Raw genomic sequence first — 26,439 nt, 5'->3', positions numbered from 1 at the left:
GCCGACGAACCCCGCGCTCCGGCGTGTGGCCCCGCTCCCGAGGACGACACCCTGGTCCCGCCCTCGCTCAACGCGTCCACCAGCCTGCCCACCGCCCGGACCGAACTCCCCTGCGCGAAACCCCAGTCGAGCAGCGCGGCCGTCTCCTCGTAGACGGAGTTGTGGCCGCTGCGCGGGTGCAGCACGGTGACGACGAGGGTGCGTCCGGCACGGGTGGCCGCCCCGGCGAAGGTGTTGCCGGCGTGGCTGGTGTAGCCGTTCTTCACGCCGATCAGGCCCGGGTACGGCCTCACCCCGTACGTGCCCGACAGCAGCCGGTCGGTGTTCTCGATGGCGAAGGTCCGCCCGCCCCCGGCCGGGAAGCGGGCGGCGCCCGTGCCGCAGTAGGCGCGGAAGTCGGGGTTCTTCAGACCGTGCCGGGCGAACAGGGCGAGGTCGTAGGCGGAGGACAGCTGCCCCGGGTGGTCGTAGCCGTCCGGGCTGACGACGCGGGTGTCCAGCGCCTGGAGGTCGGCCGCCTTCGCCCGCATCTCGGCGACCGTCTTCGCCACCCCGCCGTTCATCCGGGCCAGCACCTGGACGGCGTCGTTGCCGGAGCGCAGGAACACGCCCTGCCACAACTGCTCGACGCTGTAGGCGACCCCGGCCCGGACGCCGACCAGACTCGAGCCCGGCGGGATGCCCGCCAGGTCGGCGTCGGTCACGGTGTGCCGCTCGGTGCGCGCGAACCGGCCCAGCAGCGTGTCCGCGAACAGCATCTTCAGCGTGGAGGCGGGCGCGAGACGCAGATGCGCCCGGTAGCAGGCGAGCACCTCCCCGCTGTCCTGGTCGGCGAGCAGCCAGGCCCGCGCGGTCAGCCTCCCCGGCGGGGCCGCGCCCCCGTCCCGCTGGACCCCGTCGGCCGCCAGTCGCGCACCCCCGACCGCCGGGGCGGACGCCGCCGCCGACGGCGCGGCGAGCGGGACGGCGGTCAACGGCGCCCCGGCCGCGAACGCGAGCAGCGAGCGCCGCGACGGGCGCGGGGCCGCAGACGAGGGGGGTGCCGGTGAGGTTGCCGGTGCCGGGGACGGGGAGGATGCCGGGCCGGACCGCGGGAGGGGGTGCGCGAGGGAGTACGGGAGCGACTGCGGAGAACGGCGCGAGAATGCGTGCACTGCCGGACCGTACAAGGGGACCAGGCGAAAGGGAAATCGCCACCCGACCCCTTTCACCTGGGAATATCCCCGCCTTGCCGGAGGAGCCCACCCCCCGCGGAAGAGCCGGCCGAAGGCCCTCGCGCGGACCGGTCGCACCTGTCCGCCCCCCTGTCCGGTTACGCCTGTCGGGTCATGCCTGTCCGGTCTCGAACCGGGAGATCCGGCCGTCCTCCTCGACGGTGAAGCTCCAGCGGGTGCGCATCTCGCCCCAGGTGTCGTTGCGGTAGTCCGCGAGGAGGGAACGCCCGCCGGCCGACTCCTTGGTGACGTCGATGTGACCGCGCGAGGAGAAGATCTCCCGGTCGGCCCACTCGGCCAGATCCCGGTCGGAGCCGTCGTCCGCCATGGTCGCGTCGGGGGTCAGGAGACCGCGGAAGGCCTCCTCGTCGTGGGCGTTGACGGCGGCGACGAAGGCCCGCACGGCCGGGTCGCTGAGTCTGTCGGTCTGGATCGCCATACGGGCCACACTCACACCGCCGACCGGGCCCCGCCACCCGAACGGCTTCCCGAAGGGGCCGGGCGAGTGGGGAGGATGCGACGGTGGAAACACGTGAGAGGCGTCCGCGGCGTTTCCACCCCGAACCTCGCGGCCCGAACCTCGCGACCCGCTCCACCCGCTTTCCGCTGGCGTTCCTTTCCGGCCGTTTCCGCTCGCGTTCCCCCTTTCGGCCGTTTCCGCTTGTTCCTGCTGTCTGTTCAGGGAGTCACCGTGACCTGTTACGACCGACGTGATCTGGGCCTGCTGCTGCTCCGGCTGGGCACCGGCGGCGTGCTGGCGGCGCACGGCGCGCAGAAGCTGTTCGGCTGGTTCGGCGGCCACGGCCTCGAAGGAACGGGGCAGTTCATGGAGTCCGTGGGCTACGCGCCCGGCAAGGCCAGCGCGACGGCGGCGGGCCTCGCGGAGGCCGGCGGCGGCGCCCTGCTGGCGCTGGGGCTGGCCACCCCGGCGGCCGGCGCGGCGGCGGCCGGCGCGATGGCGGGCGCGTCCGCGGTGCACACCCCCAACGGCTTCTTCGCGGCGAGCGGCGGCTACGAGCACGCGGCCTCCCTGGGGCTGGCCGCCGCGGGCCTGGCCGTCGCCGGTCCCGGCCGGCTGTCCCTGGACCACGCCCTCGGCCACACCGTCGACCGCAGCTGGATGGTCCCGGCGGCGCTCGGTGCGACGGCGGCCGTCACGGCGGTGGTGGTGGGCCTGCGCAACCAGCGGCTGCGCAGGAGGACCGAGGGCGAGCAGGAGTCCCTGTTCGACGAGTGACAAGGAACGCGATCCGCCGCGGGCGGGCCTCGCGACCTGGCAGGCTGCGGTCATGGACACCCCTTCCCCCGACCGCCCGGACGGCGCGTGGGCCGGTGCCGACGTGTGGGGCACCGTCGACGCCCTGCGGGTCTGGCTGGACGACAACCGGGCGCACGGCGGCCGCGAGGGCCTGCTGCTGCGCGTGCTGAAGCTGTCCGAGGAGGTCGGCGAGGTCGCCCAGGCGGTCATCGGCGCCACCGGCCAGAACCCCCGCAAGGGCGTCGACCACACCTGGGAGGACGTCCAGGCCGAGCTGTGCGACGTGGTCGTCACGGCGCTGGTGGCCCTGCGCACCCTGACCCCGGACGCCCCCGCGGTGTTCGCGCGCCACCTGGCGCGGGTGGCGGCCCGGTCCCTGGGAGCCGGGGACGCGGACGACCGGCCCGCGTGACGGGTCGTCCGTCGTGCCCCGTCCTCCGGCGGGCGGTCGTGTCGAACGTTTCCCCGGTTCGCGGAACCGCCCGTCCGCCGTCCGCGTGCCTCTGTACGATCACCGCACGCGAAGCGGGGGGCGCTGAGGCGGAGGGGGCGGCACGGTGGACAACGCACGCAGACACAGGACGACTTGGCCGGTGCGGGCGGCGGCCTCGGCGGCGGGGGTCGCGCTGCTGGTGGGCGGCTGCGGCGCGGGGGGCGACAAGGCGGCCGGGCCGGGCCCGTCGGCGTCCGGCCGGTCCGCGGCGCCGTCCGCGTCCGGCGCGGCCTCCACCGCCGCGTCGGGCGGAGGCGCCACGACGCCGACACCGACACCGTTCACGGCGGACCCGGCCAGAGTGCCCCGGTCGAAACCGCAGGCCGACGCCCTGGCGCGGGCGGTCGTCCTGCAACCGCAGGACTGGCGCTCGGGCTTCCGGGCCCAGCGGCCGGCCGCGAGCGCCCCCGGCACCGTCGCGGTGCTCGACGAGGAGTGCCGCTGGCAGCGCAGGCCCCTGCCGAGCAGCGTCCTGGCCTCGTCGTCCCGCTACAGCGAACTGCCGGGCGCGGGCGGCAAGGGGACGGTGAAGGTGACCTCGTCGGTCACCGTGCACACCACGGTCGAGGCCGCCGACCAGCAGCTGGCCACCACCCTGGAGGAGGCGCTGCGCTGCCGGGAGCAGCAGGTTCGCACCGACGAGCGGATCTCCGGGCTCGCGTCGGTCGCCTCTCCGTACGGCCAGGGCGGCAACACCTACGCCGACGACTCGGTGGTGGAGATCGGGTCCTACCTCACCGGGAACAGCGCGCAGCCGTACCACTGGAACGTCGCCCGGCTCGGCTCGGTGACCGTGGCGGTGTCCGTGATGGGCGCCACGGGCTACAAGGACGACGAGTTGACGAACTTCGCGTCGCTGGCGCTCTCCAAAATGCTCAGCCGGATCGAGTCCGGGCTCGGGGGGAAGAACTGATGGAACCGCTGCGTTCGTCCGATCCCGCGCGGATCGCGGACCACCGTCTGCTGGGCCGGCTCGGCGCCGGAGGCATGGGCGTGGTGTACCTGGCGCGCACGCCGGGCGGCGCGCTGGTCGCGCTCAAGGTCCTGCTCGCCGAGTACGCCGAGGAGCCCGGTTTCAAGGAGCGGTTCCGCCGGGAGGTCGAGGTCGCCCGGCGGGTCGACAGTCCCTGGGCGGTGCCGCTGGTGGACGCCGACCCCGGCGCCGAGGCGCCGTGGCTGGCGACCGCGTTCGTGCCCGGCCCCTCGCTGGGCGAGGCGGTGACCGCGCACGGCCCGCTGGCGGAGACCGGCGTGCGGCTGCTCGGAGCCCGGCTGGCCGAGGCGCTGGGCGAGGTGCACCGGGCCGGTCTGGTCCACCGTGACCTCAAGCCGGGCAACGTGCTGATCGCGCACGACGGGCCCCGCCTCATCGACTTCGGCATCGCCCGCGCGCCGGAGGACACCGCGCTCACCGCGACCGGGCTGGTCGTCGGCACCCCCGGCTACCTGTCGCCCGAGCAGGCCATGGGGCCGGGCGGCGACGGCATCGGACCAGCGAGCGACGTGTTCTCCCTCGGCTGCGTCCTCGCCTTCGCGGCGACCGGAAGGGCGCCGTTCGGCAGGGGCGCGGTCGACGCCCTGCTCTACCGGGCCGTGCACGACCCGGCGGACCTCGACGGGATCCCGCCGCGGCTGCGCGAGGTGGTGGAGGGCTGTCTGGAGAAGGACCCGGCCCGGCGCCCCGGAACCGACGTCCTGGTGCGGCGGCTGGCGGTCGACCGCGACCCGCGGCTCCCGGCGGCGGCCGACGGCGGCCCGCGTGACGCGGCGGCCTCCGGGTGGCTGCCCGAGCCGGTCGCCCGGCTGATCGCCGAGCGGTCGGCCGCCGCGCTCGCGCTGCCGGACATCGAGCACACCCGGGCGCCGTCCGACGCGCTCCCCGCCCCCGAGTCCGGGTCCGTGCACGAGTCCGACTCCGCGCTCGGCTCCGCGCCCCCGCGCCCCGGCCGCGAGGAGGCGTCCGACGCCGGTGGGACGCAGGAGACGGCCGGCTCCGGCGGGGCGGCCTCCGACACGAGCGGGACGGCCGCCTCGGCGGCGGAGCCGCGGGACGCCCGTCCGGCCGGCCGGCGCCGGTTCCTGCTGCTCGCCGGCGGGGCCGTCGCGCTGACGGCGGCCGGGGGCGGGGCGTGGTGGGCCGCCGCCCGGGACGGCGGCACGGAAGACGACGGCCCGGCCGCCGCCGCGTCGTCGCGGCGCCCGGTGCACACCGTCGCGCTGCACGGCGACCTCAGCGGCCCGCAGCGGGACACGGGCAGGGCGCAGGAGCGCGGACTGCGGCTGGCCGTCGCGGAGTTCAACGCGCGCGGCGACGCCCCGTTCACCGTCAAGGTCAGGACCGTCGACGACGGCGGCGACCCGGCGGCCTCGGCGCGGCTCGCGGCGGAGCTGACGGACGACGCGGCGGTCCTCGCGGTGGTCGGCCCGACGACCGACGCCACGGCGCAGGCGGCGCTCGCGAAGTACGACGCCGGGCTGCTGCCGGTCGTCACCGTGTCCGCCGGCGCGATCAGCCTCGTCCTCCAGGGGTTCCGCTCGTTCCTGCTCGGCCGGCTGCCCGACTCGGTCCTCGGCGTGTACCTCAGCAACTACCTTCGCGGGACGGCGCGTTCGCACCGGGTCGGCCTCGTCGTCGACCGGCCGGCCGGCGCCTACGGGACGGACCTGGGCACCGCCCTCGCCACCCAGCTCGCCAACGCACAGCAGCCGCCGGTGCCGGAGGTGGTCAGCGCGATGCGCCGCGACTTCGGCACCGCGGTCGACGCGGTGCTCTCCGCCGGCGCCGACTCCGTGTTCTTCGCCGGCCTGCCCGACCGCGGGGCGCTGATCGCCGCCGCGCTGCGGCAGCGGGCCTTCCGCGGCGCACGGGTGTCCGGCCCGGCGCTGCTCGACGGCCGTTTCCTGACGCAGGCCCAGGAGGCCGCGGAGGGCTGGGCGATGGTGGCCCCCGTCATCGACGCGACCGTCAAGCCCGAGGCGAAGAAGTTCGCCGCGGCCTACCGCGACCACTGGAAGGAGGCGCCGCCCCGGTACGCGGCGGAGGCCTACGACGTGACGTCGATGCTGCTGAAGGCCCTGTCCGGGCTGCCGGCGAAGAACAGGACCCGCGAGAACCTGCTGACGGCCGTGCAGACGGGCAGGTACGTGGGCATCACGAAGGTGTTCGCCTTCGAGCAGAAGGGCCAGATGGCCAGAACCGGGCTGATGGCCATCGACGGCACCGGCGGCTTCCTCTGGCGGGTCGAGCAGGGCGACTTCGTCTACGGCGGCCCCGCGCCGCTCACGGTCTGATGGAGCCGCTGCGCTCCGGCGACCCGCCCCGGCTGGGCCGCTACCGTCTGCTGCGGCGGCTGGGCGTGGGCGGCATGGGCGTCGTCTTCCTGGCCCGCGCACCGGGCGGGGCGGTCGCCGCGGTCAAGACGGTGCGGGCCTCGTACGCCGAGGAGCCGGGCTTCCGGGCCCGGTTCCGCCGCGAGGTGGAGGTCGCCCGGCGGGTGGACAGCCCCTGGGTGGTCCCCCTGCTGGACGCCGACGCCGACGCGGACACGCCGTGGCTGGCCACCGCGTACGTCCCGGGGCCGTCGCTCGCCGAGACGGTGGACGCCTTCGGACCGCTCGCCCCGGCCTCCGTGCGGGTGCTGGGCCTGCGGCTGGCCGAGGCGCTCGACGCGGTGCACGCGGCCGGTCTCGTGCACCGCGACGTGAAGCCGGGCAACATCCTGCTCGCGCCGGACGGCCCCCGGCTCATCGACTTCGGCATCGCCCGGGCGCCGGAGGCCACCGCGCTCACCTCCAGCGGCGTGATCGTCGGTTCGCCCGGATTCCTCTCGCCGGAGCAGGCGCGGGCGCGGGGCGGGGAGATCGGCCCGGCCAGCGACGTGTTCTCGCTGGCCTGCGTGCTGGCGTTCGCCGCGACCGGGGTGCGCCCGTTCGGCGGCGGCGGGGCGGCCGGCATGCTGCTGCGCACGGTCTACGAGGAACCGGACCCCGCCTCGATCCCGCAGGAGCGGGCCGCCCTGCTGCGAGCCTGTCTGCACAAGGACCCGGCCGGCCGTCCCGGTCTCGCCCGGCTGCGCGCGGAACTCGGGGCGGACGCCGGCTCCGGCCCGGACGGCGGGGCGAGCTGGCTGCCCGAGCCCGTCGTCCGCCTGATCGGCGAACGCTCCGCCGCCGTGCTCGCCCTCGACGCCGTCGAGCCGACCCAGGTGTCCGCCCCGGCGAGCACGGAATCCTCGGACGCCGCGACGATGACAGCCGTCAGGGCCACTGCGCCCGTCGCACCGGGAATCCGCCGTCGCGGCTTCCTGCGCCTCGGATCGACGGCCGGGGTCCTGGCCGCCGGTGGCGGCGGGGCCTGGTGGTGGAGCACCCGCCGCGGTACGCCGACGACGCCGCCCGCGGCGGGCACGCGTCCGCAGCTGGTCGTCGCGTTCCAGGGCGACCTGAGCGGCCCGGCGGGGGCCGACGGTCATGCCCAGCTGAACGGCGCCCGGCTGGCCGTCGAGCAGATCAACGCCCAGAGCGGCCGGCCCCTGCGTCTGAAGCTGGTCCCCTACGACGACGGCGGCGACCCGGCGCGGGCCGCGAGCCTGGCCGGGCGGCTGGTGAAGGACACCTCCGTCCTCGCGGTGCTGGGGCCCACCAGCGACGCGTGCTTCCTGCGCACCGAGTCCGCGTACACCCGGGCCGTGATGCCGGTGGTCACGGTCTCGGTGGACCTCAAGCGCGACGGCAGGTCGTTCGGCTACAGCCAGTTCCGCTCCCACGCGCCGCTGCACGTCGAAAGGACGCTCCTCGCCGCGCCCTGCACCCGCTATCTCAGCCGGCACGTCGACGCGCGCAAGGTGTTCCTGGTGGACGACCGGGCGCAGGGCGACGCCGCCTGGGACCTGTGCGACCTGACCCAGCGGGGACTGCAGAACGCCGGCCGTCAGGCCACGCTGACGAGCGTCCCCGCCGGGAGGATCGACTACGCGGCGCTGGCCGCGTCGGTGCTGTCCTCGGGCGCGGACGCCGTCGTGTGCACGGGCGATCCGGCGCGGACCGCGGGCATCGCCTCCGCGCTGAAGGCGGCCCGGTTCACCGGCGTCCGTATGGCGACGGAACAGGCCTTCGGCCCCCGGTTCCTCTCCGCCGCCGGCGCGGCCGCGGCCGGCTGGGTCTTCGCCACCTCGTTCGTCGACCCCGCCGCGCGCCCGGCCGCCCGCGCCTTCGTCGCCGCCTACCGCGCCCGGTTCGGCGCCGCCCCCGGCCGGTACGCGGCCGAGGCCTACGACGCCGTGATGTTCCTGGCGGCGGCCTGCGCGAAGGACGGCACGGCCCTGCGGGAGCGCGGCGCGATCGCCCGCCGGCTGCCCGAGGTCGCGTACACCGGGATCACCCGTACCGTCCGGTACCGCACGTCGCGCGGCTACAACGACGACGCGATGTTCCTGTACGAGGTCGCCGGGGGCGCGTTCCGCTACCTCGGCCAGTACCTGGAGGCGGCGGTCTCCTGAACGGGGAGGCGCCCGCTCCCCGTGCCCCGGGCAGGACGAACGGGCGGCCCGTCGACGCGGAGTCCACCGCGCGCGGCGCTCACTCCGCGTCGGCGACGACCGACCCGACCCGCTCGGCGAGGCCGGGGTCGCGCCGGACCAGGAGGGCCGCGTAGCCGACGGCGGCCAGCAGGGCGGCCAGCGCCGCGTACGGGAACCAGCTGTAGGGGGCGGGCTGCCCGGGCTTGGCGAGGTAGTACAGCGGGACCAGGACGGCGAGCGCGCCGACCGCGGGCAGCACCACGTGCCGCACGACCCGGAACTCCTGCGGACGGTACCGGCGGTAGTACAGCGGCAGCGCGATGTTGGAGGCGAGGTAGACCACGAGGATCAGGATGGCGCCCAGGCTCGACGACTCGGCGAAGAACACCACCGGGTTCATCGGCCCCCCGTCGTCCCCGAGCACATGCCCCGCACCCCAGCCGAGGATGATCAGCAGCGCGGTCGCGGCGAAGGTGACGATCGCGTTGTTCGGCGTGCGGCGCGTGGGGTGCACATAGCCGAAGAAGGACGGCAGCAGCCCCTCGCGGCCGGCGTTGAACACCAGCCTGGCCTGGGAGTTGATGCCCGCGACCAGCACGCCGAGCGTGGACGTCAGCCCGCCGACGTAGGCGAGGAGCGCGAGCGCGCCGAGGGTGTGCTGGGCGACGTCGATGAACGGGATCCGCGAGTCGCCGAGCCGCTGCACGTCGTAGCCGAAGCCGGTGACGGTGGCGTAGGAGAAGAGGATGTAGCTCACCGTCATGATCGCGACGGAGGAGAACACGGCGCGGCCGACGTTGCGCCGGGGGTTCTCCGTCTCCTCGGCCAGCGCCGCCGAGTTCTCCCAGCCGATGAACAGGTACACCGCGAGCGGGAAGCCCGCGGCGAGCCCCTTGACGCCGTGGGTGAGGTGGGAGGGCAGGAACGGCGCCACGGAGAGGTCGCCGCGGTGTTCGACGAGCGCCGCGACCGACACCACGACCAGCACGAGCATCTCGACGCCGAAGAAGTAGCCCGCCCACTTGGTGGACACGACGATCCCGCGCAGCATCAGCACCACCGACAGGCCCGTCAGCAGCACCGTCCAGATGATCCACGGCAGGTCGAGACCGGTGTAGTGGTTCAGGGTGATCTGCATGAACCCGCCGGAGATCGCGATGACGGAGGCCATGGCGATGATGTAGCCCAGTCCGGCGAGCAGGGCCGTGGTGACGGCGCTGACCGGTCCGAACGTCTTGCCGACGAAGGTGGTGAAACTGCCCGCCGAGGGGTGCGCGCGGGAGAACTCGGCCAGCGTGTTGCCGAACAGCGCGACCGCCGCGCCCGCCGCGACGATGGTGAGCGGGGAGGCGACGCCCGCCGTGGTGGCGAGGAAGGCGAAGCCGAAGAAGAAGCTCATGGCGGGGCCGACGTTGGCCATCGTGGCGGCGGCGATGTCCGCCATGCCGAGGACGCCGCCGCGCAGCCGCTGGGGCGGGCCGCCGGCGCGACCCGACGTCGGCGACGGGCCGACGGGTCCGTGGTGGGGCATGGCGACAGCTCCTTCGAAGAGGTCAGCGCGGCTCGGCGTGCCGGTGCGCCTTCACCGCTCGTACCGCCGGGTCCATCGCGCCGCGGGCGAGTTCGTCGAGCAGGTCGGCGTGACAGCGGTTGCGGGCCCGCACGAGCGCGGGGTCCGGCGCGGGCCCCAGCAGGCACTGCCGGCCGAGCAGGTCGGCGGCGAACTCCCGGATCCCGGCGCCGCCGAGCGCCTGGGCGAGGTCGAGGTGGAAGCGGGTCTCCAGTTCGAGCAGCTGCGCCGGGTCGTCGGTCAGGTCCATCTCCTCGACCAGCGCCCGCAGCCCGTCGAGCGGGCCCTGCGGGGACTCGTCCGAGGGGCCGTCGGGCCGGTCGCCGGGCCGCTCGCCGGTGAGCTCGCCCGCGGCATGCGCGACGAGCCCGCACTCCAGCAGCAGGTGGAAGGCGTCCAGCGCGGCCGCCTCCTCCGCGTCGTGCAGCACGGCGACGACGGCGTCCCAGTCGGACGCGACGAAGGTGCCGCCCGCCCGGCCGCGCCGGCGGTCGAGCAGGCCGTCCTGACACATGGCCTCCAGGGCGCGGCGCACCGTGATCTCACTGATCCCGAGCTCCTCGCCGAGGACGCCCGCGTCCGGCAGCCGGTCCCCCGGCGACACCGAGCCCAGCCGGACCCGCAGGGCGATCCGGGACCGCACGAGCTCCGCTCCCGTGGGCCCCCGGCCGGCCAGCACACGTGTGTCCCAGCCGGTGTAGGGGCCGAACTTGCCCGCTGCATTCACCACGGCGCCACCTTAACGGCCTGCCGAACGGGGTCACGGTGTGGTCCACAGAGGGCTCCCTGGAGAGAGGGTTCCGCGTGGCACGAAAAATAGAGCAAGGTGAACACTTAAACAAGTCTTGTTCTTTTGGATCGTACTGAACTAATTTCCAGACGCCCTGGTCCGTACTCCCTGTCCGCTCTCTCCCCAGGATGTCGAGATGACCACAACCGTCCCCAGAACCCCTCCCTCCGAGCCCGGCGGGGCCGGTGCGTCCGGCGGGCCCGGCGGGTCCGGCGGCCTCCAGGCCGGACTCAAGAACCGCCACCTGTCGATGATCGCGATCGGCGGAGTCATCGGCGCCGGACTGTTCGTCGGCTCCGGCTCCGGCATCGCCGCCGCGGGCCCCGGCATCCTCGTCTCCTACGCGCTGGTCGGCGTCCTCGTCGTCCTCGTGATGCGCATGCTCGGGGAGATGGCCGCCGCGAACCCCACCTCGGGTTCGTTCTCCGCCTACGCGGACCGCGCGCTCGGCCGCTGGGCGGGCTTCACCATCGGCTGGCTGTACTGGTTCTTCTGGGTCGTGGTGCTCGCCGTCGAGGCGACCGCGGGGGCGAAGATCCTCGCCGGCTGGATCCCGGCCGTCCCGCAGTGGGGCTGGGCCCTGATCGTCATGATCGTCCTGACCGCCACCAACCTCGCCTCGGTCGCCTCCTACGGCGAGTTCGAGTTCTGGTTCGCCGGCATCAAGGTCGTCGCGATCGCCGCGTTCATCGTGCTGGGCGGCCTCGCGATCTTCGGCCTGCTGCCCGGCTCCGACCACCCGGCGAGCGGCTTCTCCAACCTGACCGCACACGGCGGCTTCCTGCCCAACGGGCCCGGCGCGATCCTCACCGGCGTCCTGATGGTCGTCTTCTCCTTCATGGGCAGCGAGATCGTCACCCTGGCCGCGGGCGAGACCGCCGACCCGCGCGCCGCCGTCACCAAGGCCACCAACAGCGTGATCTGGCGGATCGCGGTGTTCTACCTGGGCTCGATCCTGATCGTCGTCTCCCTGCTGCGCTGGGACGACCCCGCGATCCTCAGGGACGGCTCCTACGTCGCCGCGCTCAGCTCCATCGGCATCCCGCACGCGGCCCAGATCATGAACACCATCGTGCTGACCTCGGTGCTGTCCTGCCTCAACTCGGGCCTGTACACCGCCTCGCGCATGGCCTTCTCCCTCGGCCGCCGCAACGACGCCCCCGCCGCCTTCGGCCGGACCACGGGCCGGGGCGTCCCCCGCGCCGCCATCCTGGCCTCGGTCGTCTTCGGCTTCGTCGCCGTCGCGTTCAACTACCTCTGGCCCGACACGGTCTTCCAGTTCCTGCTCAACTCCTCCGGCGCGATCGCCCTGTTCGTCTGGCTGGTGATCTGCTTCTCCCAGCTGCGCATGCGCAAGATCATCGAACGGGAGTCCCCGGAGAAGCTGGTCGTGCGGATGTGGCTCTACCCGTACCTGACCTGGGCGACCATCGCCCTCATCACCTTCGTCCTCGGCTACATGCTCACCGACACGGCCGACGGCGGCGGCCGCGACCAGGTGGTGCTGTCGACGGCGGTGGCCATCGCGGTGGTGGTGTTCGCGGTGGTGCGGGGGCGGGTGTCGGGGAAGAACAAGACCCCGGAAGCCGCCGACCCGGCTCGCGTGTCCTGACGCTCACGGACGACGGTCGGGAGGGGCGGCGCCGATACCGGGCGCCGGCCCTCCCGCTTCTTGGACCGCCCCGGCGAGGCGGCTCCGCCTCGCCGGAGGCGACGAACGCAGGAAGCGGCAGACGAGTCGGGCTGTACGCCGGGTTCTGTGCCGAGGTCTCTCGCGAGGGCCTCGGTGACGGCCATCCATCTAGGGCCGGCGTTGCCGCCGGCCTCGTGCGGTCTACCCGCGGACTCGGGCGGGCAGCCCTCGAACGTCCGCGCAGAAGCACCGGGGTGCTTCCTTTTGACCTTGCTCCGGGTGGGGTTTACCTAGCTGCCCAGGTCGCCCTGGGCACTGGTGGTCTCTTACACCACCGTTTCACCCTTACCGGGGGCCGGAGCCCTCGGCGGTCTGTTTTCTGTGGCACTGTCCCGCGGGTCACCCCGGGTGGCCGTTAGCCATCACCCTGCCCTGTGGAGCCCGGACGTTCCTCGGGAAGTCCCGTGAGGGACTCCACGCGGCCGCCCGCCCGGCTCGTCTGCCGTGTCGACCATGTTACCGGGCGGGAGTCGCGCTTCGGTCCGGCCGCCGTCGCGAGGACCGAGCCCGCGAGGATCAGGGTGAAGGCGGCCACGATCGTCGCCGTCAGGGGCTCGTCCAGGAACAGGGCGCCCGCCGCGACCGCGACCGCCGGATTGACGTACGTGATGACCGTGGCGCGCGTCGGGCCCGCCTCCTTGATCAGTTCCATGAAGGCGACGAAGGCGACGGCCGTGCAGACCAGGCCCAGGGCCGCGAGAGCCGACAGGACCGTGGCGGAGGGGAGCTCCGCGGGGCGGGTGGCGACGGCGGCCGGGGCGTAGACCAGAGCCGCCAGGGCCAGACAGGGGGCCGTCAGGTGGAGGGAGGGGACGTCCTTGAGGTGGCGGGCGGCTATCAGGGGGGCCGTCGCGTAGCCGACGACCGTGGCCAGGACCTCGGCCAGGGAGCGGGCGTCTCCGCCGGTCAGATGCGGCACGGTGAGGACGGCGACGCCGGTCAGGCCCAGGGCCAGGCCGGCGATGCGGCGGGCGCCCAGTCGTTCCGTGTCGCCGAAGAAGCGCGCCAGGGCCACTCCCACGATGGGGACGCCCGCGATCAGCAGTCCGGCCGTGGAGCTCGACAGGTGCCGTTCCGCGTCGGTGAGGGTGAACCAGGGGCAGATGATCTCGATGACCGCGAAGGCCAGCATGGGCTTCCAGCGCGTCCGCACGGTGCCGGCCAGGCCGCGTCGACGCAGGGCGAAGGGGAGCAGGAGGGCCGCGCCGACGGCGCACCGGGTGAACACGACCACGGACGGGGACAGGCCGTCCTCGCCGTCCACCGCCACCTTGATCAGCAGGTAGGGGATCCCCCACACCACTCCCATGAGGGAGAACAGGAACCAGCCGCGAGCAGTCATGGGAGGAGTGTCGACCGGTCGCGCTCAGGCGTCTTGAACGCTGTTGCGGTAGGCCGCCGGGGTCACGCCCAGGACGCGGCGGAACCAGCGGGTGAGGTGGGCCTGGTCGGCGAAGCCGACCAGGGCGGCGACTTCGGCCGGGCGCAGGCCCGATTCCAGCAGGGCTCGCGCCCGGGTCACCCGGTACTGGGCGAGCCAGGCGTACGGCGGGATCCCGGTCGTCGTGCGGAAGGCGCGCAGGAGTTGGTAGCGGGACAGGCCCAGTTCGGCGGCGAGGTCGGCGAGCGAGGGCGGGGCGAGCAGCTCGTCGGCGAGGCGGGTGCGGACGGCGCGGGCGATGTGCTCGGCGCCGGGGATCGCGTCGCACACCGGGCGTGCCGTGGAGTGGCGTCGGGCCAGGGCCGTCAGCAGCCACGGGAGCCGGGACTCGGCCTCCAGCGGGTCGGGGCGCACGGTCAGCTCGGTGTGGGCGCGGCGCAGCGCGGCGGCGAGTTCGGGATCGTCCACCAGGGGCTCGCGGAAGTGGGGCGTGCCGCCGAGGACGCCGTCGGTGAGGAGGCCGGGGACCGCGTACAGGGCGCGGTAGGCGTAGCCGCCGGTGGCGTCGCCGGGGCCTCCGGTGTGGGTCTCCCCCGGGTCGAGGACGACGACGGAGCCGGGGCCGGTGCGGATGTGGCCGCCGCGGTAGGCGATGATCTCCGCCCCCTCCACGCACACGCCGACCGTGAACTCCTCGTGCGCGTGGGGCGCGTAGACGTGCTGCTGGAAACGGGCGGTGAGCAGGTCCAGGGACGGACCGCAGCGGCCCAGCCTGGCTCTGGTCCACCACGCCTGTTCACGGTTCATGCGTCGCCCCACCCCCGGTCGTCCCCTCACCCGCGCGCTCCGGCTCCGGCTCCGGCTCCGGCTCCGGCTCCGGCTCCGGCTCCGGCTCCGGCTCCGGCTCCGGCTCCGGCTATGAGATAGCAACGCGTTCGGGGGCGGTTCCATGCCGGGAGGGGCGTGCCGGGTCGGCGCTTGCCGTCGGGGGCCCGGTCGTCAGGGCGTCGGACGGGCGGGCCGCACCGGCACGGCGTCGTCCGGCGGACGTGCGAACGCCGCCTCCAGCAGGTCGGACGCGGCTGCCATCCGCGCCCGACAGCCGTCGACCACGTCGGCCGCCCGCCGGATGAACGTCCGCACGCCCTCCAGCGGCACCCGGCCCGGCCTCACGGCGCCGCTCGTGCGGCCGGACGGTCACGTGGTCTGGGCCGCGGGCCCGGAACACGTCCCGCAGGACACGCTGGAGGCCGCGTTGCGGCGGTGGTTCGGCCCGCCCGCCGTCTGACCGGCCCTCTCGTCGACGCGGGGGCGGGGGGCTCCCGCGGCACGCCGTACGCTGTGCTGCTGAGCTCGATGTGAGGAGATGTCCCGTGCTGGTCCTGCTGCCGCCCTCCGAAGGCAAGGCGTCCTCCGGACGCGGCGCCCCGCTCAAGCCGGAGGCGCTCTCCCTGCCCGGGCTCGGCGCGGCCCGCGAGGCGGTCCTCGACGAACTGGTCGAGCTGTGCGCCTCCGACGAGGACAAGGCCTGCGAGGTGTTGGGGCTGAGCGAGGGCCTGCGCGGCGAGGTCGCGAAGAACGTCCGGCTGCGCACGGCGGGTGCGCGGCCGGCCGGGGAGATCTACACGGGCGTCCTGTACGACGCCCTCGGCCTGGCCACGCTGGACGCCGCGGCGAAGCGGCGCGCGGCCAGGTCGCTGCTCGTCTTCTCGGGGCTGTGGGGCGCGGTCCGGGTGACGGACCGGATCCCGTCGTACCGGTGCTCCATGGGCGTGCGGCTGCCGGGCCTCGGGGCGCTGGGCGCGCACTGGCGTGCGCCGATGGCGTCCGTGCTGCCCGAGGCCGCCGGGGACGGGCTGGTGCTGGACCTGCGGTCGGCCGCGTACGCGGCGGCGTGGAAGCCGAAGGGCGAGATCGCCGGGCGGACGGCGAGCGTACGGGTGCTGCACGCGCCGACGCGGAAGGTCGTCAGCCACTTCAACAAGGCGACGAAGGGGCGAATCGTGCGCGGCCTGCTGACGGCGGGCATCGCGCCGAAGAGCCCGGCAGCGCTGGTGGAGGCGTTGCGGGAGCTGGGCTACACCGTCGAGGAGCACGCGCCGACGCGGCCGGGGACCGCGTGGTCGCTGGACGTCCTGGTGGACGAGATCCACTGACGGCGGGGAGCGTCCACCACCGGCCTTCGCCGGCCGCGGACGGCCGGTGACGGCCGCCGGGGCCCCCTTCACCGCACGTTGCACCCTGTGCAACGACCTTTGCGCAGGGTGCAGCCCGGCGGCAGGATGAGGCGCATGACCTCACCCCCGCCCCCGTCGTCGGCTGCGTCGGTGCTGGATCTCGCCCCGGCCGCCGTGGTGCCTGTGGTGGTCGTCGAGGACGCGGCCGACGCCGTGCCGCTGGCGCGGGCGCTGGTGGCGGGCGGCCTGTCCGCGATCGAGGTGACGCTGCGGACGCCGGCCGCGCTCGACGCGATCCGGGAGATCTCCGGGACGGTGCCGGAGGCGGTCGTGGGGGCCGGGACGGTGATCTCGCCGGAGCAGGTGACGGCGTGCGCGCGGGCCGGGGCGCGCTTCCTGGTGAGCCCGGGCTGGACGGACGCTCTGCTGACGGCGATGCGCGCCTGCGGGCTTCCTTTCCTGCCCGGGGTCTCGACCGCGTCGGAGGTCGTCGCCCTGCTGGAACGGGGTGTGCGGGACATGAAGTTCTTCCCGGCGCAGGCGGCGGGCGGGACGGCCTATCTGCGCTCGCTCGCCGGGCCGCTCCCGCAGGCCCGGTTCTGCCCGACGGGCGGCATCGGGCCGGACAACGCGCCGGAGTACCTCGCCCTGCCCAACGTCTGCCGTGTGGGCGGCAGTTGGATGGTCCCGGCGGAGACGGTCGCGGCGCGGGACTGGCCCCTGATCGAGGATCTCGCCCGCACCGCCTCCCGCCTCACCGCAGGTGGGACGTGTCGTTGAACAGGCGGACGCTGGCGTTGCCGTCCGCGAAGTAGGCCACCGCCGACAGCGACGCGGCCGACAGCTCCATGCGGAACAGGGACGCGGGCGGGGCGCCGAGGGCGAGCCGGACGAACGTCTTGATCGGGGTCACGTGGGTGACCAGCAGGACCGTGCGGCCCGCGTACGCGGCGGCCAGCCGGTCGCGGGCGGCCGCGATGCGGACGGCGGTCGCCGCGAAGCTCTCGCCGCCGCCGGTCGGCTCGGCCTCCGGGTCGGCCAGCCAGGCGTTCAGGTCGTCGGGGTAGCGCTCGCGGACCTCGCCGAAGGTCAGCCCCTCCCAGGCGCCGAAGTCCGTCTCGATCAGTCCGTCGTCGACGGTGACCTCCAGCCCGAGACGGGCCGCGACCACCCCGGCGGTCTCCCGCGTGCGGGCCAGCGGCGAGGCGAGGACGTGCTGGACGGTGCCCCGGCGGGCGAGCGCGGCGGCGACCCGCCCGGCCTGCTCCCGGCCGACGTCCGAGAGCGAGGGATCCGATCCTCCGCTGCCGGAGAACCGCTTCTGCGGGGTGAGCGGCGTCTCGCCGTGCCGCAGCAGGACGAAGGTCGCGGGCGCCCCGAGGTCGGGGGCCGCGCCCCAGCCGACGGTGGGCGCGTCGGCGGCGGGAGCACCGGACGCGGCGACGTCGCCCACGCCGGCGACGGCACCGGCGGCGCGGACATCGGAGGCGACGGCGTCGGCGGACCCGGCGTCGGCGGGCTGCGGCGCGTCGGCAGGCTGGGGCGCGGCACCGGCGTCGCGGCGGGTCCGGGTCAGCGCCTCGCGGGCCCTCGCCGCGCCCGCGGCGGCGTCGCCGGGCGGCCCGGACGGCTCGGGAACGGGCGCGGCCGCGGCGGTTCGGGCGTCGAGCGCGGCCCTCGACGCGCCGGCGTCCCACTGCTCGCCCCGCTTGCCCGCGTCCATCGCCTCGTTGGCCAGCCGGTCGGCGTGCTTGTTCTGCTCGCGCGGGATCCACTCGTAGGCGACCTGCCCGGGCGGGAGCACCCGGGCCGCCTCCGCGGCGAGCGGCTTCATGTCGGGGTGCTTGATCTTCCAGCGGCCCGACATCTGCTCGACGACGAGCTTGGAGTCCATGCGCACGCGCACCCTGGCCGACGGGTCGAGTTCACGGGCGGCCCGCAGACCGGCCACCAGACCCCGGTACTCGGCGACGTTGTTGGTGGCGACGCCGATGTACTCGGCGCGCTCGGCCAGCGTCTCCCCCGTCGCCGCGTCGATCACCACGCTGCCGTAGCCCGCGGGCCCCGGGTTGCCCCGTGACCCGCCGTCCGCCTCGACGATGAACTCCCGCACGACAACAGGCCTTTCAGCTGCGCGACTACAGACCGGACTCGGACGTGCGCACCAGGATGCGGCGGCAGTTCTCGCAGCGGACCACCGTGGTGGGCGCGGCCGAGCGGATCTCGTTGATGTCGGTGATCGCCAGCTCCTGGCGGCAGCCCTGGCAGGTGCGCTGGTAGAGCTTGGCAGCGCCGATGCCGCCCTGCTGCTCGCGCAGCTTGTCGTAGAGCTTGAGCAGGTCGGCGGGGACGGACCCGGCGATGACCTCGCGGTCCTTCGTCACCGTGGCGGCCTCGCCGTCGAGCTCCTCGAAGGCCGCGTCCCGGCGCGCGGTGGCGTCGTCGATCTTGCCCTGGACGGAGCCGACCCGCTCGGTCAGCTCGGCGACCCGCTCCTGGGCGCTCTCGCGGCGCTCCATGACCTCCAGGACGACGTCCTCCAGGTCCCCCTGCCGCTTGGCGAGGGAGACGATCTCCCTCTGGAGGTTCTCCAGGTCCTTGGGCGAGGTGACGGCGCCGGAGTCGAGGCGCTGCTGGTCGCGGGCGGCGCGCTGGCGCACCTGGTCGACGTCCTGCTCGGCCTTGGTCTGCTCGCGGGCGGTGTCGCCCTCCTCGGTCTGCGCGGCGACGAGGAGGTCGCGCAGCTGCGTGAGGTCCTTGGTCAGCGACTCGATCTCGGCGTGCTCGGGCAGGGACCTGCGCTTGTGCGCGAGCTGCTGCAGACGGACGTCGAGGGCCTGGACGTCGAGGAGTCGGATCTGGTCGGCGGGCTCGGCGTTCAGTTGGGGGCTCCCGTTGAGCTAGAGGTGGAGTCGGACGCCGCGTGGGCGGTCCAGGGGTCGGTGACCGTGCGGGAGACGTGGACCCTGAGGTCCCATCCCCGCCGGTCGGAGATCTCGTCGAGCTGGGACGCGGCCAGCTCGCACCAGGGCCATTCGGTGGCCCAGTGCGCCGCGTCGAGCAGCGCGAGAGGACGGTCGGCGCCGGCCGCGATGAACTCCGACGCCGGGTGGTGGCGCAGGTCCGCGGTGAGGAAGGCGTCGACGCCGGCCGCGCGGACCTGCGCGAAGAGGCTGTCGCCGGAGCCGCCGCTGACGGCCACGGTCCGCACGAGCGCCTCCGGATCGCCGGCCACGCGGATGCCCTGCGCGGTGGCGGGCAGCCGCTCGGCGGCGCGGGCGGCCAGTTCGCGGACGGTGACCGGATGGTCGAGTTCGCAGACGCGCCCGAGGCCGCGCCGCCCCTCGCCGTCGGTCGGGTCCGGCACCAGGGGGCCGACGACGCGCAGGTCCAGGGCGCCGGCGAGGGCGTCGCTGACTCCGGGGTCGGCGGTGTCGGCGTTGGTGTGGGCGACGTGCAGGGCGACGTCGTTCTTGATGAGGGTGTGCACGACGCGGCCCTTGAAGGTCGAGGCCGCGACGGTCGTCGTCCCGCGCAGATACAGCGGGTGGTGGGTGACGAGCAGGTCGGCGCCGAGCTTCACGGCCTCCTCGACGATCTCCTGGACGGGGTCGACCGCGAACAGCACCCGGGAGACCTCCTGCCCGGGATCGCCCACGACCGTGCCGACCGCGTCCCAGGACTCGGCCCGTTCGGCGGGCCACAGGGTCTCGAGCGCGGCGATGACTTCAGACAGACGGGGCACGAGCAAAAGGCTACCTGTCCCCTCCGGACACCAGTACCGCCCGTGCCGCCCCGCCCCAGGAGACGGGCCGGCGATGCACACCCGTTCCTCCGACCTCGGGCGAATCGCTTCTGCGCCACTCCTTCGAGGGAAGTAGGCCGCTCGTCGGTCCCACGCCCGCGCGTGCGAAAACTAGCTTCGGCGGCGGAGGTGACACCACGATGCCGATGCCGACGCCGATGCCGGCCTGTGCGATCGGGCCCACCGCGGAGTCCGGGCCCGGCGCGGAGCCCGCGCCCGGCCCGGAGACGGAGCCCGCCGTGTCCGGGGAGCCCGCTGGGGCATGGGAGCCCGCTGGGGCGTGGGAGCCCGCTGGGGCGTGGGAGCCCGCCGCGGACGGCCGGGCCCCCGAGCCCGCGCCGCACGGGAACTGCGTGATCACGGCGAACGGCGCCTACGCCGCCCGCCTGGCCCGGAGCGGCGACGGCGACTCCTGGTTCCCGGAGCGCTGGACCCTGGACGGCCCCGAGCCCTACGCCGTGCCGCTCCCGGGCAACCAGCCCGAGGAGCCCGGCACCGAGGTGCACCCGATGGCCGACGGCCGGGTCCTCATCCGGCGGTTCACGGACGGCCGGCACGCCTTCTCCCTGCTGTACCCCACCGGCCCGGACACGGGCGAGCTGCCGCTGGGCGCGGTCGAGTGCCCCGACGAGGGGGCCCGGCTGCGCCTGCTGCCGCCGGCCCCCTGCGGGGAACGCGCGTACGCCCTGGCCGTCGGCCCCTTCACGACGACCGTGTGGCTGGTGGCGGGCGGCTCCTTCGGCCCCGAGCACCTCGCCGAGATCCCCGGCCGCTGCTCCGGCGGCGTCTGGCTGGACCGCACGGGACGCATGCTCGCGCTGGACCGGGAGGTCGCCGGCCGGACCAAGACGGTCGTGGTCGACCTGGAGCGCGGTGGCGAAGTGTCCCCCCTGCTACAGATCGCCGACGACAGCGACGACCGCCTGCTGCTCGCCGACCCGGACAGCGGTCTGCTGCTCATCGCCTCCGACGCCCCCTCGCCGGGAGAGACCCGCCTGGGCTGGGGGGTCCTCGGCAGCACGCTGCCGGTCCGCTTCCCGGAGTGCCTGCGGCTGCCCGATCTCGTGCTCACCCCCTTCGCGATCCAGCCGGGCCAGCTGCTGCTGCCCGAGGCCTGCGCGGTGGCGCTGCGCATCGACAGCCCTCTGGGCGCCTGGGTGGGCGTCTGGCGCCCGGGCGAGCGCCGACTGCTCCAACTCGCCGCTCCTGACGGCTGGTTGGCGGGCAGTGGGCTGTGGACGCCGCAGGGCGTGCTGCGCCTGCCGTACGCCACCGCGGCCGAGCCCTGCGGTGTGGCGCCGCTCTGCGCCCCCGTCGCGGCCCCGCCCGAGGCGGCCGCCGACGACGACTCGGCGCCCTCGGCGCATGCACCGCGGCCGGGTCCGTCGGCGGTCGGCGCACCCCGTCCGATCCCGCTCCAACAGGCCCCGTTGAGCGGCCTTGTAACGAAGTAGCTGCGGTTGGCGTGGCCGCCTGGATTAGCTCCTCGGTGCACTGGATAAAATCGCCCGGCTGTAAAGAAAGATCATGTTGACGGGGTGAACTTTTCCGATGAACGACACCAGCACGATGCGGCCGCCGTCCACCGACTCCCAGGACACGGCCGGTCACGGCCGGCACCGGGGACCGGTCTCGGTCCACGACGGCGACTCGGCCCCACACGGCCGGCACCGCAAGCCGGCCGAGAACCGGACCGAGGACAGGGCCGAGAGGGCAGTCTGAGCCGGCCCGACGGCCGCCTGACCGCCGCCATGCGGCTGCGACGGCTGTCCGACGGCGCCACAGGCACACCGAAGGGGCTCCGGTCGTCCATGGACGACCGGAGCCCCTTCCGCATGCCCTACGCCTCCCCGCGCCGCAACCCCAGCACCTCCGCCGCCGCGAACGTCTCCCCGGCCGGCCGCTGCGCGAAGTGCGCGCCGAGGACGGCGTCGAGCTCCTCGTAGCCGAACGTGTCGTCCTTGCTGTCGAACTTGGCTCGCACACGCGGCCGTTCGACGACGGCGACCATGCCGCCGTGCACCACCAGCAGCTGCCCGTTGATCCGCGCGGCGGCCGGCGAGGCCAGATAGCCGACCAGCGGGGCGACGTGCTCGGGAGCGAGCGGGTCCAGCCCCTCGCCGTCCGCCCCGGACAGCCCGGCGAAGACGTCCTGCGTCATCCGGGTGCGGGCGCGCGGGCAGATGACGTTGGCCGTCACCCCGTACTTGGCGAGCGCGAGCGCCGTGGACGTCGTCAGCCCGACGATCCCGCCTTTCGCCGCCGCGTAGTTGGGCTGCCCGGCCGACCCGGCGAGGAACGCCTCCGACGAGGTGTTCACGATCCGCCCGTACACCGGCGCCCCCGCCGCCTTGGAGCGCTCACGCCAGTGCGCGGCGGCGAACCGGGTCGTGTTGAAGTGGCCCTTGAGGTGGACCCGGACGACGGCGTCCCACTCGTCCTCGGCCATCGAGAAGACCATGCGGTCGCGCAGGATGCCCGCGTTGTTGACGAGCACGTCCAGCTTGCCGAACTCGGCGATCGCCGCCTCGACGAGCAGCCGGGCCTGGGCGAAGTCCGCGACGTCCCCGGTGTGGGCGAGCGCGGCGCCGCCCGCCTTCCTGATCTCGCGGGCCACCTCCTCGGCGGGAGCGGCGGACGCCTCGCCCGAACCGTCGCGACCGGGCTGCCCGAAGTCGTTGACGACGACGGACGCCCCCAGCCTGGCCAGTTCCAGCGCCTCGGCCCGGCCGAGCCCGCGCCCGGCGCCGGTGACGATCGCGGCGAGCCCTTCGAGTGGCCTTGTCATCCGGGCGGCCCTCCTCAGATCTCTATGCACGTGCGCAGGGCCGCGCCGGTGCGCATCTGGTCGAGCGCCTCGTTGATCTCGGCGAGCGCCACCCGGTGCGTGATCAGGCCCGACAGGTCGATCCGGCCGGCCCGCCACAGGGCGATCGTCCGCTCGTAGGAGCGCAGGACGTCACCGCCGCCGTACATCGAGGGCAGGATGCGCTTCTCGTCGAAGAACAGCTCGAACATGTTCAGCTGGAGGTGATCGTCCATCGCGCCCGCGCCGACCACCACGAGGGTGCCGCCGCGCCGGGTGTTCTCGTAGGCGGTGCGCGCGGTCGAGGAGCGGCCGACGACCTCGAAGACGTAGTCGAACCCCTCGCCGCCGGTGACGAGTTGCTTCGCGCCGGGCAGTTCCTCCGGCGGAACGGCCTTCGTGGCGCCGAAGTTCAGCGCCGCTTCACGGCGCGAGGCGACCGGGTCGACGGCGACGATCTCCGCGGCGCCCTTGAGCCGCGCACCCTGGATCGCGGAGATGCCGACGCCTCCGCAGCCGATGACGGCGACCGACGAACCGGCTTCCACGTCGGCGGTGTTGAGCGCGGCGCCCAGTCCGGTCGTCACCCCGCACCCGATGAGCGCGGCGATGTCGAAGGGGACGTCGTCGGGGATCGGAACGGCGCAGCCCGCGTCGACGACGACCTCCTCGGCGAAGGTCCCGGTGCCGGCGAAGCCGAAGACGTCCCCGCCGGGACGGCGGAAGTTGGGCGTGCCGGCGTTCATGAACCCGGCCAGGCACAGCTCGGTCTGACCGCGTCCGCACGCGGGACACGCCCCGCAGGCCGGCAGCCAGCAGACCACCACCCGGTCGCCGGGCTTCACCCGGGTGACGCCCTCCCCCACCTCCAGGATCTCCCCCGCACCCTCGTGGCCGGGCACGAACGGCGCGGGCTGCGGCAGCACCCCGCTCATCGCGGAGAGGTCCGAGTGGCACAGCCCCGTGGCCCGCACCCGGATCCTGACCCGGCCCGGGCCGAAGCCCACCGCCTCGACGTCGTCGAGGACCTCCAGCTTGTCCTGACCGATCTCGTGCAGTACGGCTGCGCGCATGGTGCGGCTCCCCTCGGATCCCCTCGGATGCTGGGTGGTGCAGGAGGCGGTGACGGTGGTCAGGCGTGTTCGACGATCGTGTCGGCGAGGACCGGCGCGTCGTCGCGCTGCACGGCGCCGACGGCCACCCGGACCGTCCCCTCGCCGCGCCACATCCGGATGCGCAGGGTCTCCCCCGGGAAGACCACCCCGGCGAACCGCGTGGCGTAGCCGCGCACCCGGGTGACGTCCCCGTCGAGCAGCGTGTCGACGACCGCCTTGAGCGTCACGCCGTAGGTGCACAGGCCGTGCAGGATGGGCCGGTCGAACCCGGCGGACCTGGCGAACTCCGGGTCTGCGTGCAGCGGGTTGTAGTCGCCGGAGAGCCGGTAGAGGAGGGCCTGGTCCTCGCGGAGGGAGCGCTCCACCTCCTTGTCGGGATCGCCGGCGGGCGGGTCGAGGCGGGCGGAGGGTCCCCGGTCGCCGCCCCAGCCGCCCTCCCCCCGGACGAAGATCTGCGCGTCGTTGGTCCACAGCGGCCCGTCCGCGTCGGCGACCTCGGTGCGCATGACGAGCACGGCCGCCTTGCCCTTGTCGTACACGCCCGCGATGCGCCCGGTGGCGGTGGCGCGGCCCTCGACCGGGAGCGGGCGGTGGATCTCCAGGCGCTGGCCGCCGTGCAGGACGCGGGCGAGGTCGACCTCGACGCCGGGCATGGACAGTCCGCTGATCACGCCGGGCGAGCCGGATCCCGCGACCGTCGCGAAGCTCGGCAGGACGTGCAGCCGCGACTCCAGCGTGTACCGCAGTTCGTCGGGGTCGGTGGCCGGGACGCCCGCGCCGATGCCGAGGTGGTACAGCTGGACGTCCCGGCGGTCCCAGGCGATCTCGCCGGTCCGGGGTTCGGCGGCGAGCGCCTTGGCTGCGTCGATGGGCATGGGGCTCCTGATCGCTCGGATCGCTCGGATCGTGTCGAGACCTCGGCACGGCCGTCCGCACCGATCGGCCGCACCGAGGTCGCCACGGGCCGCGGAACGCGTCCTCCACGGAACAGGAACAGATCTAGAACGCGTTCCAGTGCGGCGACCCCCTGTATAGCCCAGGCCCCGGCACTTGTGAAGAGACCCGACGGCCGACACCTGACGGTATGTCAGATTCAGCCGTCGGTGACATTTGTACCGGCCGGGTCCGTACATCCCGGCCCTGCCGTGGAGGCGTCCGGGACCGTAGCGTCGAACCCGGCCGCACCGCCCCGGTGGGGCGGTGCGGTGACACGGACGACGGACGACGGGGGAACGGCACCATGACAAGATCGTTCGAGGACCGGCGGCGCGCGCAGACGTGCCGCCGGGCCGCCTGGCGCTCGGCGTTCCGGGAGGCCCGGGAGCAGCAGCGGCAGTGGAAGGCGGACAAGGAGCGTCTGAAGGAACGGTACCGGGCGGACCGCGGGAGCGGGCCCCGGGCGGGCCGGGTCCCGGACGACGCGGGTCCGCCCGCCAGCGGCTTCACGCTGATGCCGTGGCTGCTCATGGGGATGGGCGCGATCTCCAACCTCTTCCACGGCGAGACCCCGAACCCGTGGATCGGCGGCCTCGGCCTGCTGACGTTCAACTCCCTCTACATCTACGTCTCCTTCCGCTCCTTCGTGAAGGAGACCCGCCGGGCGACCTCCACGCGGGTGGCGCTGGCCCTGATGGCCCTGGTGACCTGCGGGCTCGCGCTCGTCTACGGCGACAGCTGGCTGCTGTTCTTCCCCCTGCTGGGCCTCGCGACGGGCGCGGCCCTGCGCGGTCCCCACCTGCGCGCCGTGGGCACGGCGTTGGCCGCGGTGGCCGGGACCGTGTCCGCCGTCCACGACGGCTGGGACGGCCTCACGATCGCCTACGCCACCTGGCTGTCGACGATGGTGACGGCCGCGATCCTGTCCCTCTCCGAGGCCGTGCGGGAGCTGCGCGCGGCCCGTGAGGAGCTGGCCCGCCGGGCCGTGGAGGAGGAGCGGCTGCGTTTCTCGCGCGATCTGCACGACCTGCTCGGCCACACCCTGTCGGTGATCGTGGTGAAGTCGGAGGCGGCCCGGCGCCTGGCCCCGCGCGACATGGACGCGGCTCTCGCCCAGGTGACGGACATCGAGGCGGTCGGCCGCCAGGCCCTGACCGAGATCCGGGAGGCGGTCACCGGCTACCGCGAGGGAAGCCTGGCCGCCGAGCTGGACCGGGCCCGTTCCGCGCTCACGGCGGCGGGCGTCGAACCGTCGGTGACCCGGTCCGGGCCGCCGCCGGACCCGCAGAGCTCGGCCCTGCTGAGCTGGGTGGTGCGCGAGGCGGTCACCAACGTCGTCCGGCACAGCGGCGCGACCCGGTGCCGCATCGCGGTGACGGCCGCCCCCGAGCGGATCCGGCTGACCGTCACGGACGACGGCCACGGTCGCCAGGGCGGGGCCGCCGGCGGCGAGGCGTGCGCGCCGGTCGGCGGCACCGGCCTCACCGGCCTGCGCGAGCGGCTCGCGACGGCGGGCGGGTCACTGACGGCGGGCCCGGGCCCGCGCGGCGGCTTCACGGTCACGGCGCACCTGCCGGTCGAGCCGGCGGACGACCCGCCGCCGGGGGCGCGCGCCGGGACACCGCAGGGAGCGCGCGTCGAGACGCCGGACGACGGCCCGCATACCGGGGCAGGGGCGGGGG

The 26,439-nt window shown here is 74.6% G+C and carries 24 protein-coding genes, 1 other RNA gene and 1 pseudogene; 12 read left to right on the top strand and 14 right to left on the bottom strand.

All coding sequences use genetic code 11. The annotated features are described in order from the left end of the window. Together KMS84_RS28585 and KMS84_RS28580 are read right to left on the bottom strand one after the other, a co-directional pair. On the bottom strand, window positions 1–974 hold a 974-nt coding region (locus KMS84_RS28585), incomplete at its 3' end, for a D-alanyl-D-alanine carboxypeptidase family protein (protein WP_256919348.1). Between the two features lie 352 nt (window positions 975–1,326). Then, entirely contained in the window at window positions 1,327–1,653 is a 327-nt protein-coding gene (locus KMS84_RS28580) for a nuclear transport factor 2 family protein (protein ID WP_256919347.1), read from the bottom strand. A 252-nt stretch (window positions 1,654–1,905) separates the two neighbouring features. On the opposite strand from KMS84_RS28580, the gene KMS84_RS28575 reads away from it, so the two are divergent. The 5 genes from KMS84_RS28575 to KMS84_RS28555 all read left to right on the top strand — a co-directional run bounded on the left by KMS84_RS28575 (window position 1,906) and on the right by KMS84_RS28555 (window position 8,463). Next, window positions 1,906–2,451, top strand: coding sequence for a DoxX family membrane protein (locus KMS84_RS28575; RefSeq protein WP_256919346.1), 546 nt, complete (start codon window positions 1,906–1,908; stop codon window positions 2,449–2,451). A gap of 52 nt (window positions 2,452–2,503) precedes the next feature. Continuing rightward, complete coding sequence (locus tag KMS84_RS28570; protein WP_256919345.1) at window positions 2,504–2,884, top strand: MazG-like family protein; 381 nt, start codon at window positions 2,504–2,506, stop codon at window positions 2,882–2,884. A 145-nt stretch (window positions 2,885–3,029) separates the two neighbouring features. Next, window positions 3,030–3,878 carry a hypothetical protein gene (locus tag KMS84_RS28565; RefSeq protein WP_256919344.1) on the top strand — a complete coding sequence of 283 codons (849 nt, stop codon included), beginning with the start codon at window positions 3,030–3,032 and terminating at the stop codon, window positions 3,876–3,878. Then, a complete protein-coding gene (locus tag KMS84_RS28560; RefSeq protein WP_256919343.1) occupies window positions 3,878–6,256 on the top strand; it encodes a bifunctional serine/threonine-protein kinase/ABC transporter substrate-binding protein in 2,379 nt (792 codons plus the stop codon). The genes KMS84_RS28565 and KMS84_RS28560 overlap by 1 nt, the downstream gene beginning before the upstream one ends. After that, on the top strand, window positions 6,256–8,463 hold the full coding sequence (locus KMS84_RS28555) for a bifunctional serine/threonine-protein kinase/ABC transporter substrate-binding protein (protein ID WP_256919342.1): 2,208 nt from the start codon (window positions 6,256–6,258) through the stop codon (window positions 8,461–8,463). The genes KMS84_RS28560 and KMS84_RS28555 overlap by 1 nt, the downstream gene beginning before the upstream one ends. A 79-nt stretch (window positions 8,464–8,542) precedes the next feature. Here the strand turns inward: KMS84_RS28555 and KMS84_RS28550 are convergent, their stop codons facing one another. Both KMS84_RS28550 and KMS84_RS28545 read right to left on the bottom strand, forming a co-directional pair. Further along, complete coding sequence (locus KMS84_RS28550) at window positions 8,543–10,015, bottom strand: APC family permease (protein ID WP_256919341.1); 1,473 nt, start codon at window positions 10,013–10,015, stop codon at window positions 8,543–8,545. Window positions 10,016–10,037: 22 nt separating this feature from the next. Further along, window positions 10,038–10,784, bottom strand: a complete 747-nt coding sequence (locus KMS84_RS28545) for a FadR/GntR family transcriptional regulator (RefSeq protein ID WP_256919340.1) — start codon at window positions 10,782–10,784, stop codon at window positions 10,038–10,040. Between the two features lie 196 nt (window positions 10,785–10,980). Here KMS84_RS28545 and KMS84_RS28540 point away from each other — a divergent pair, with 196 nt between their 5' ends. Beyond that, the gene (locus KMS84_RS28540; protein ID WP_256919339.1) at window positions 10,981–12,456 is read left to right on the top strand and encodes an amino acid permease; all 1,476 of its coding nucleotides are present in this window, start codon (window positions 10,981–10,983) and stop codon (window positions 12,454–12,456) included. A 118-nt stretch (window positions 12,457–12,574) separates the two neighbouring features. On the opposite strand, the gene rnpB is transcribed toward KMS84_RS28540, so the two are convergent. The 4 genes and pseudogenes from rnpB to KMS84_RS28520 all read right to left on the bottom strand — a co-directional run bounded on the left by rnpB (window position 12,575) and on the right by KMS84_RS28520 (window position 15,061). After that, an RNA gene (gene rnpB, locus KMS84_RS28535) (RNase P RNA component class A) lies at window positions 12,575–12,975 on the bottom strand. A 67-nt stretch (window positions 12,976–13,042) separates the two neighbouring features. Continuing rightward, window positions 13,043–13,846: pseudogene (locus KMS84_RS41925) on the bottom strand (DMT family transporter); the annotation flags it as partial. A 57-nt stretch (window positions 13,847–13,903) separates the two neighbouring features. Further along, a complete protein-coding gene (locus tag KMS84_RS28525) occupies window positions 13,904–14,725 on the bottom strand; it encodes a helix-turn-helix domain-containing protein (protein ID WP_256919337.1) in 822 nt (273 codons plus the stop codon). 192 nt (window positions 14,726–14,917) lie between these two features. Next, window positions 14,918–15,061: a hypothetical protein gene (locus tag KMS84_RS28520; protein ID WP_256919336.1), complete on the bottom strand. Its 144-nt coding sequence runs from the start codon at window positions 15,059–15,061 to the stop codon at window positions 14,918–14,920. Between KMS84_RS28520 and KMS84_RS28515 the strand changes: the two genes are divergently transcribed. From KMS84_RS28515 to eda, 3 genes are all read left to right on the top strand, one after another. Continuing rightward, window positions 15,048–15,206, top strand: coding sequence for an aromatic-ring hydroxylase C-terminal domain-containing protein (locus tag KMS84_RS28515; protein ID WP_256919335.1), 159 nt, complete (start codon window positions 15,048–15,050; stop codon window positions 15,204–15,206). The two genes, KMS84_RS28520 and KMS84_RS28515, sit on opposite strands and share 14 nt — an antisense overlap. Before the next feature lie 85 nt (window positions 15,207–15,291). After that, a complete protein-coding gene (gene yaaA / locus KMS84_RS28510) occupies window positions 15,292–16,074 on the top strand; it encodes a peroxide stress protein YaaA (RefSeq protein ID WP_256919334.1) in 783 nt (260 codons plus the stop codon). 135 nt (window positions 16,075–16,209) lie between these two features. Further along, on the top strand, window positions 16,210–16,875 hold the full coding sequence (eda, locus tag KMS84_RS28505; RefSeq protein WP_256919333.1) for a bifunctional 4-hydroxy-2-oxoglutarate aldolase/2-dehydro-3-deoxy-phosphogluconate aldolase: 666 nt from the start codon (window positions 16,210–16,212) through the stop codon (window positions 16,873–16,875). On the opposite strand, the gene KMS84_RS28500 is transcribed toward eda, so the two are convergent. From KMS84_RS28500 to KMS84_RS28490, 3 genes are read right to left on the bottom strand one after another with little or no spacing between them, the layout of a single operon-like run. Continuing rightward, window positions 16,850–18,208, bottom strand: coding sequence for a bifunctional RNase H/acid phosphatase (locus KMS84_RS28500; RefSeq protein WP_256919332.1), 1,359 nt, complete (start codon window positions 18,206–18,208; stop codon window positions 16,850–16,852). The two genes, eda and KMS84_RS28500, sit on opposite strands and share 26 nt — an antisense overlap. 25 nt (window positions 18,209–18,233) lie before the next feature. Continuing rightward, window positions 18,234–18,977, bottom strand: coding sequence for a zinc ribbon domain-containing protein (locus KMS84_RS41145; protein ID WP_306425495.1), 744 nt, complete (start codon window positions 18,975–18,977; stop codon window positions 18,234–18,236). Further along, window positions 18,974–19,840 carry a Nif3-like dinuclear metal center hexameric protein gene (locus KMS84_RS28490; protein WP_256919330.1) on the bottom strand — a complete coding sequence of 289 codons (867 nt, stop codon included), beginning with the start codon at window positions 19,838–19,840 and terminating at the stop codon, window positions 18,974–18,976. The genes KMS84_RS41145 and KMS84_RS28490 overlap by 4 nt, the downstream gene beginning before the upstream one ends. 218 nt (window positions 19,841–20,058) lie before the next feature. Here KMS84_RS28490 and KMS84_RS28485 point away from each other — a divergent pair, with 218 nt between their 5' ends. Together KMS84_RS28485 and KMS84_RS28480 are read left to right on the top strand one after the other, a co-directional pair. Then, the gene (locus KMS84_RS28485; RefSeq protein ID WP_256919349.1) at window positions 20,059–21,354 is read left to right on the top strand and encodes a hypothetical protein; all 1,296 of its coding nucleotides are present in this window, start codon (window positions 20,059–20,061) and stop codon (window positions 21,352–21,354) included. Between the two features lie 97 nt (window positions 21,355–21,451). Continuing rightward, a complete protein-coding gene (locus KMS84_RS28480) occupies window positions 21,452–21,622 on the top strand; it encodes a hypothetical protein (RefSeq protein WP_256919329.1) in 171 nt (56 codons plus the stop codon). A gap of 118 nt (window positions 21,623–21,740) precedes the next feature. Here KMS84_RS28480 and KMS84_RS28475 read toward each other — a convergent pair whose 3' ends face one another. Genes KMS84_RS28475 through chsH3 form a run of 3 tightly spaced genes read right to left on the bottom strand, consistent with a single transcriptional unit; the run spans window position 21,741 to window position 24,696 of the window. Beyond that, on the bottom strand, window positions 21,741–22,688 hold the full coding sequence (locus KMS84_RS28475) for a 3-oxoacyl-ACP reductase (RefSeq protein WP_256919328.1): 948 nt from the start codon (window positions 22,686–22,688) through the stop codon (window positions 21,741–21,743). A 14-nt stretch (window positions 22,689–22,702) separates the two neighbouring features. Beyond that, complete coding sequence (locus KMS84_RS28470) at window positions 22,703–23,779, bottom strand: Zn-dependent alcohol dehydrogenase (protein ID WP_256919327.1); 1,077 nt, start codon at window positions 23,777–23,779, stop codon at window positions 22,703–22,705. A 59-nt stretch (window positions 23,780–23,838) separates the two neighbouring features. Continuing rightward, window positions 23,839–24,696, bottom strand: a complete 858-nt coding sequence (gene chsH3, locus KMS84_RS28465; RefSeq protein WP_256919326.1) for an enoyl-CoA hydratase ChsH3 — start codon at window positions 24,694–24,696, stop codon at window positions 23,839–23,841. 365 nt (window positions 24,697–25,061) lie between these two features. Between chsH3 and KMS84_RS28460 the strand changes: the two genes are divergently transcribed. After that, window positions 25,062–26,439, top strand: a 1,378-nt coding sequence (locus tag KMS84_RS28460; RefSeq protein WP_256919325.1) for a sensor histidine kinase, incomplete at its 3' end; no start/stop codon positions are given.

This window comes from Streptomyces hilarionis, assembly GCF_024539675.1.
Classification (GTDB): Bacteria; Actinomycetota; Actinomycetes; order Streptomycetales; family Streptomycetaceae; genus Streptomyces; species Streptomyces hilarionis.
The sequence above is the reverse complement of the archived record's forward strand: the minus strand, read 5'-3'. Positions and strand labels throughout refer to the sequence as shown.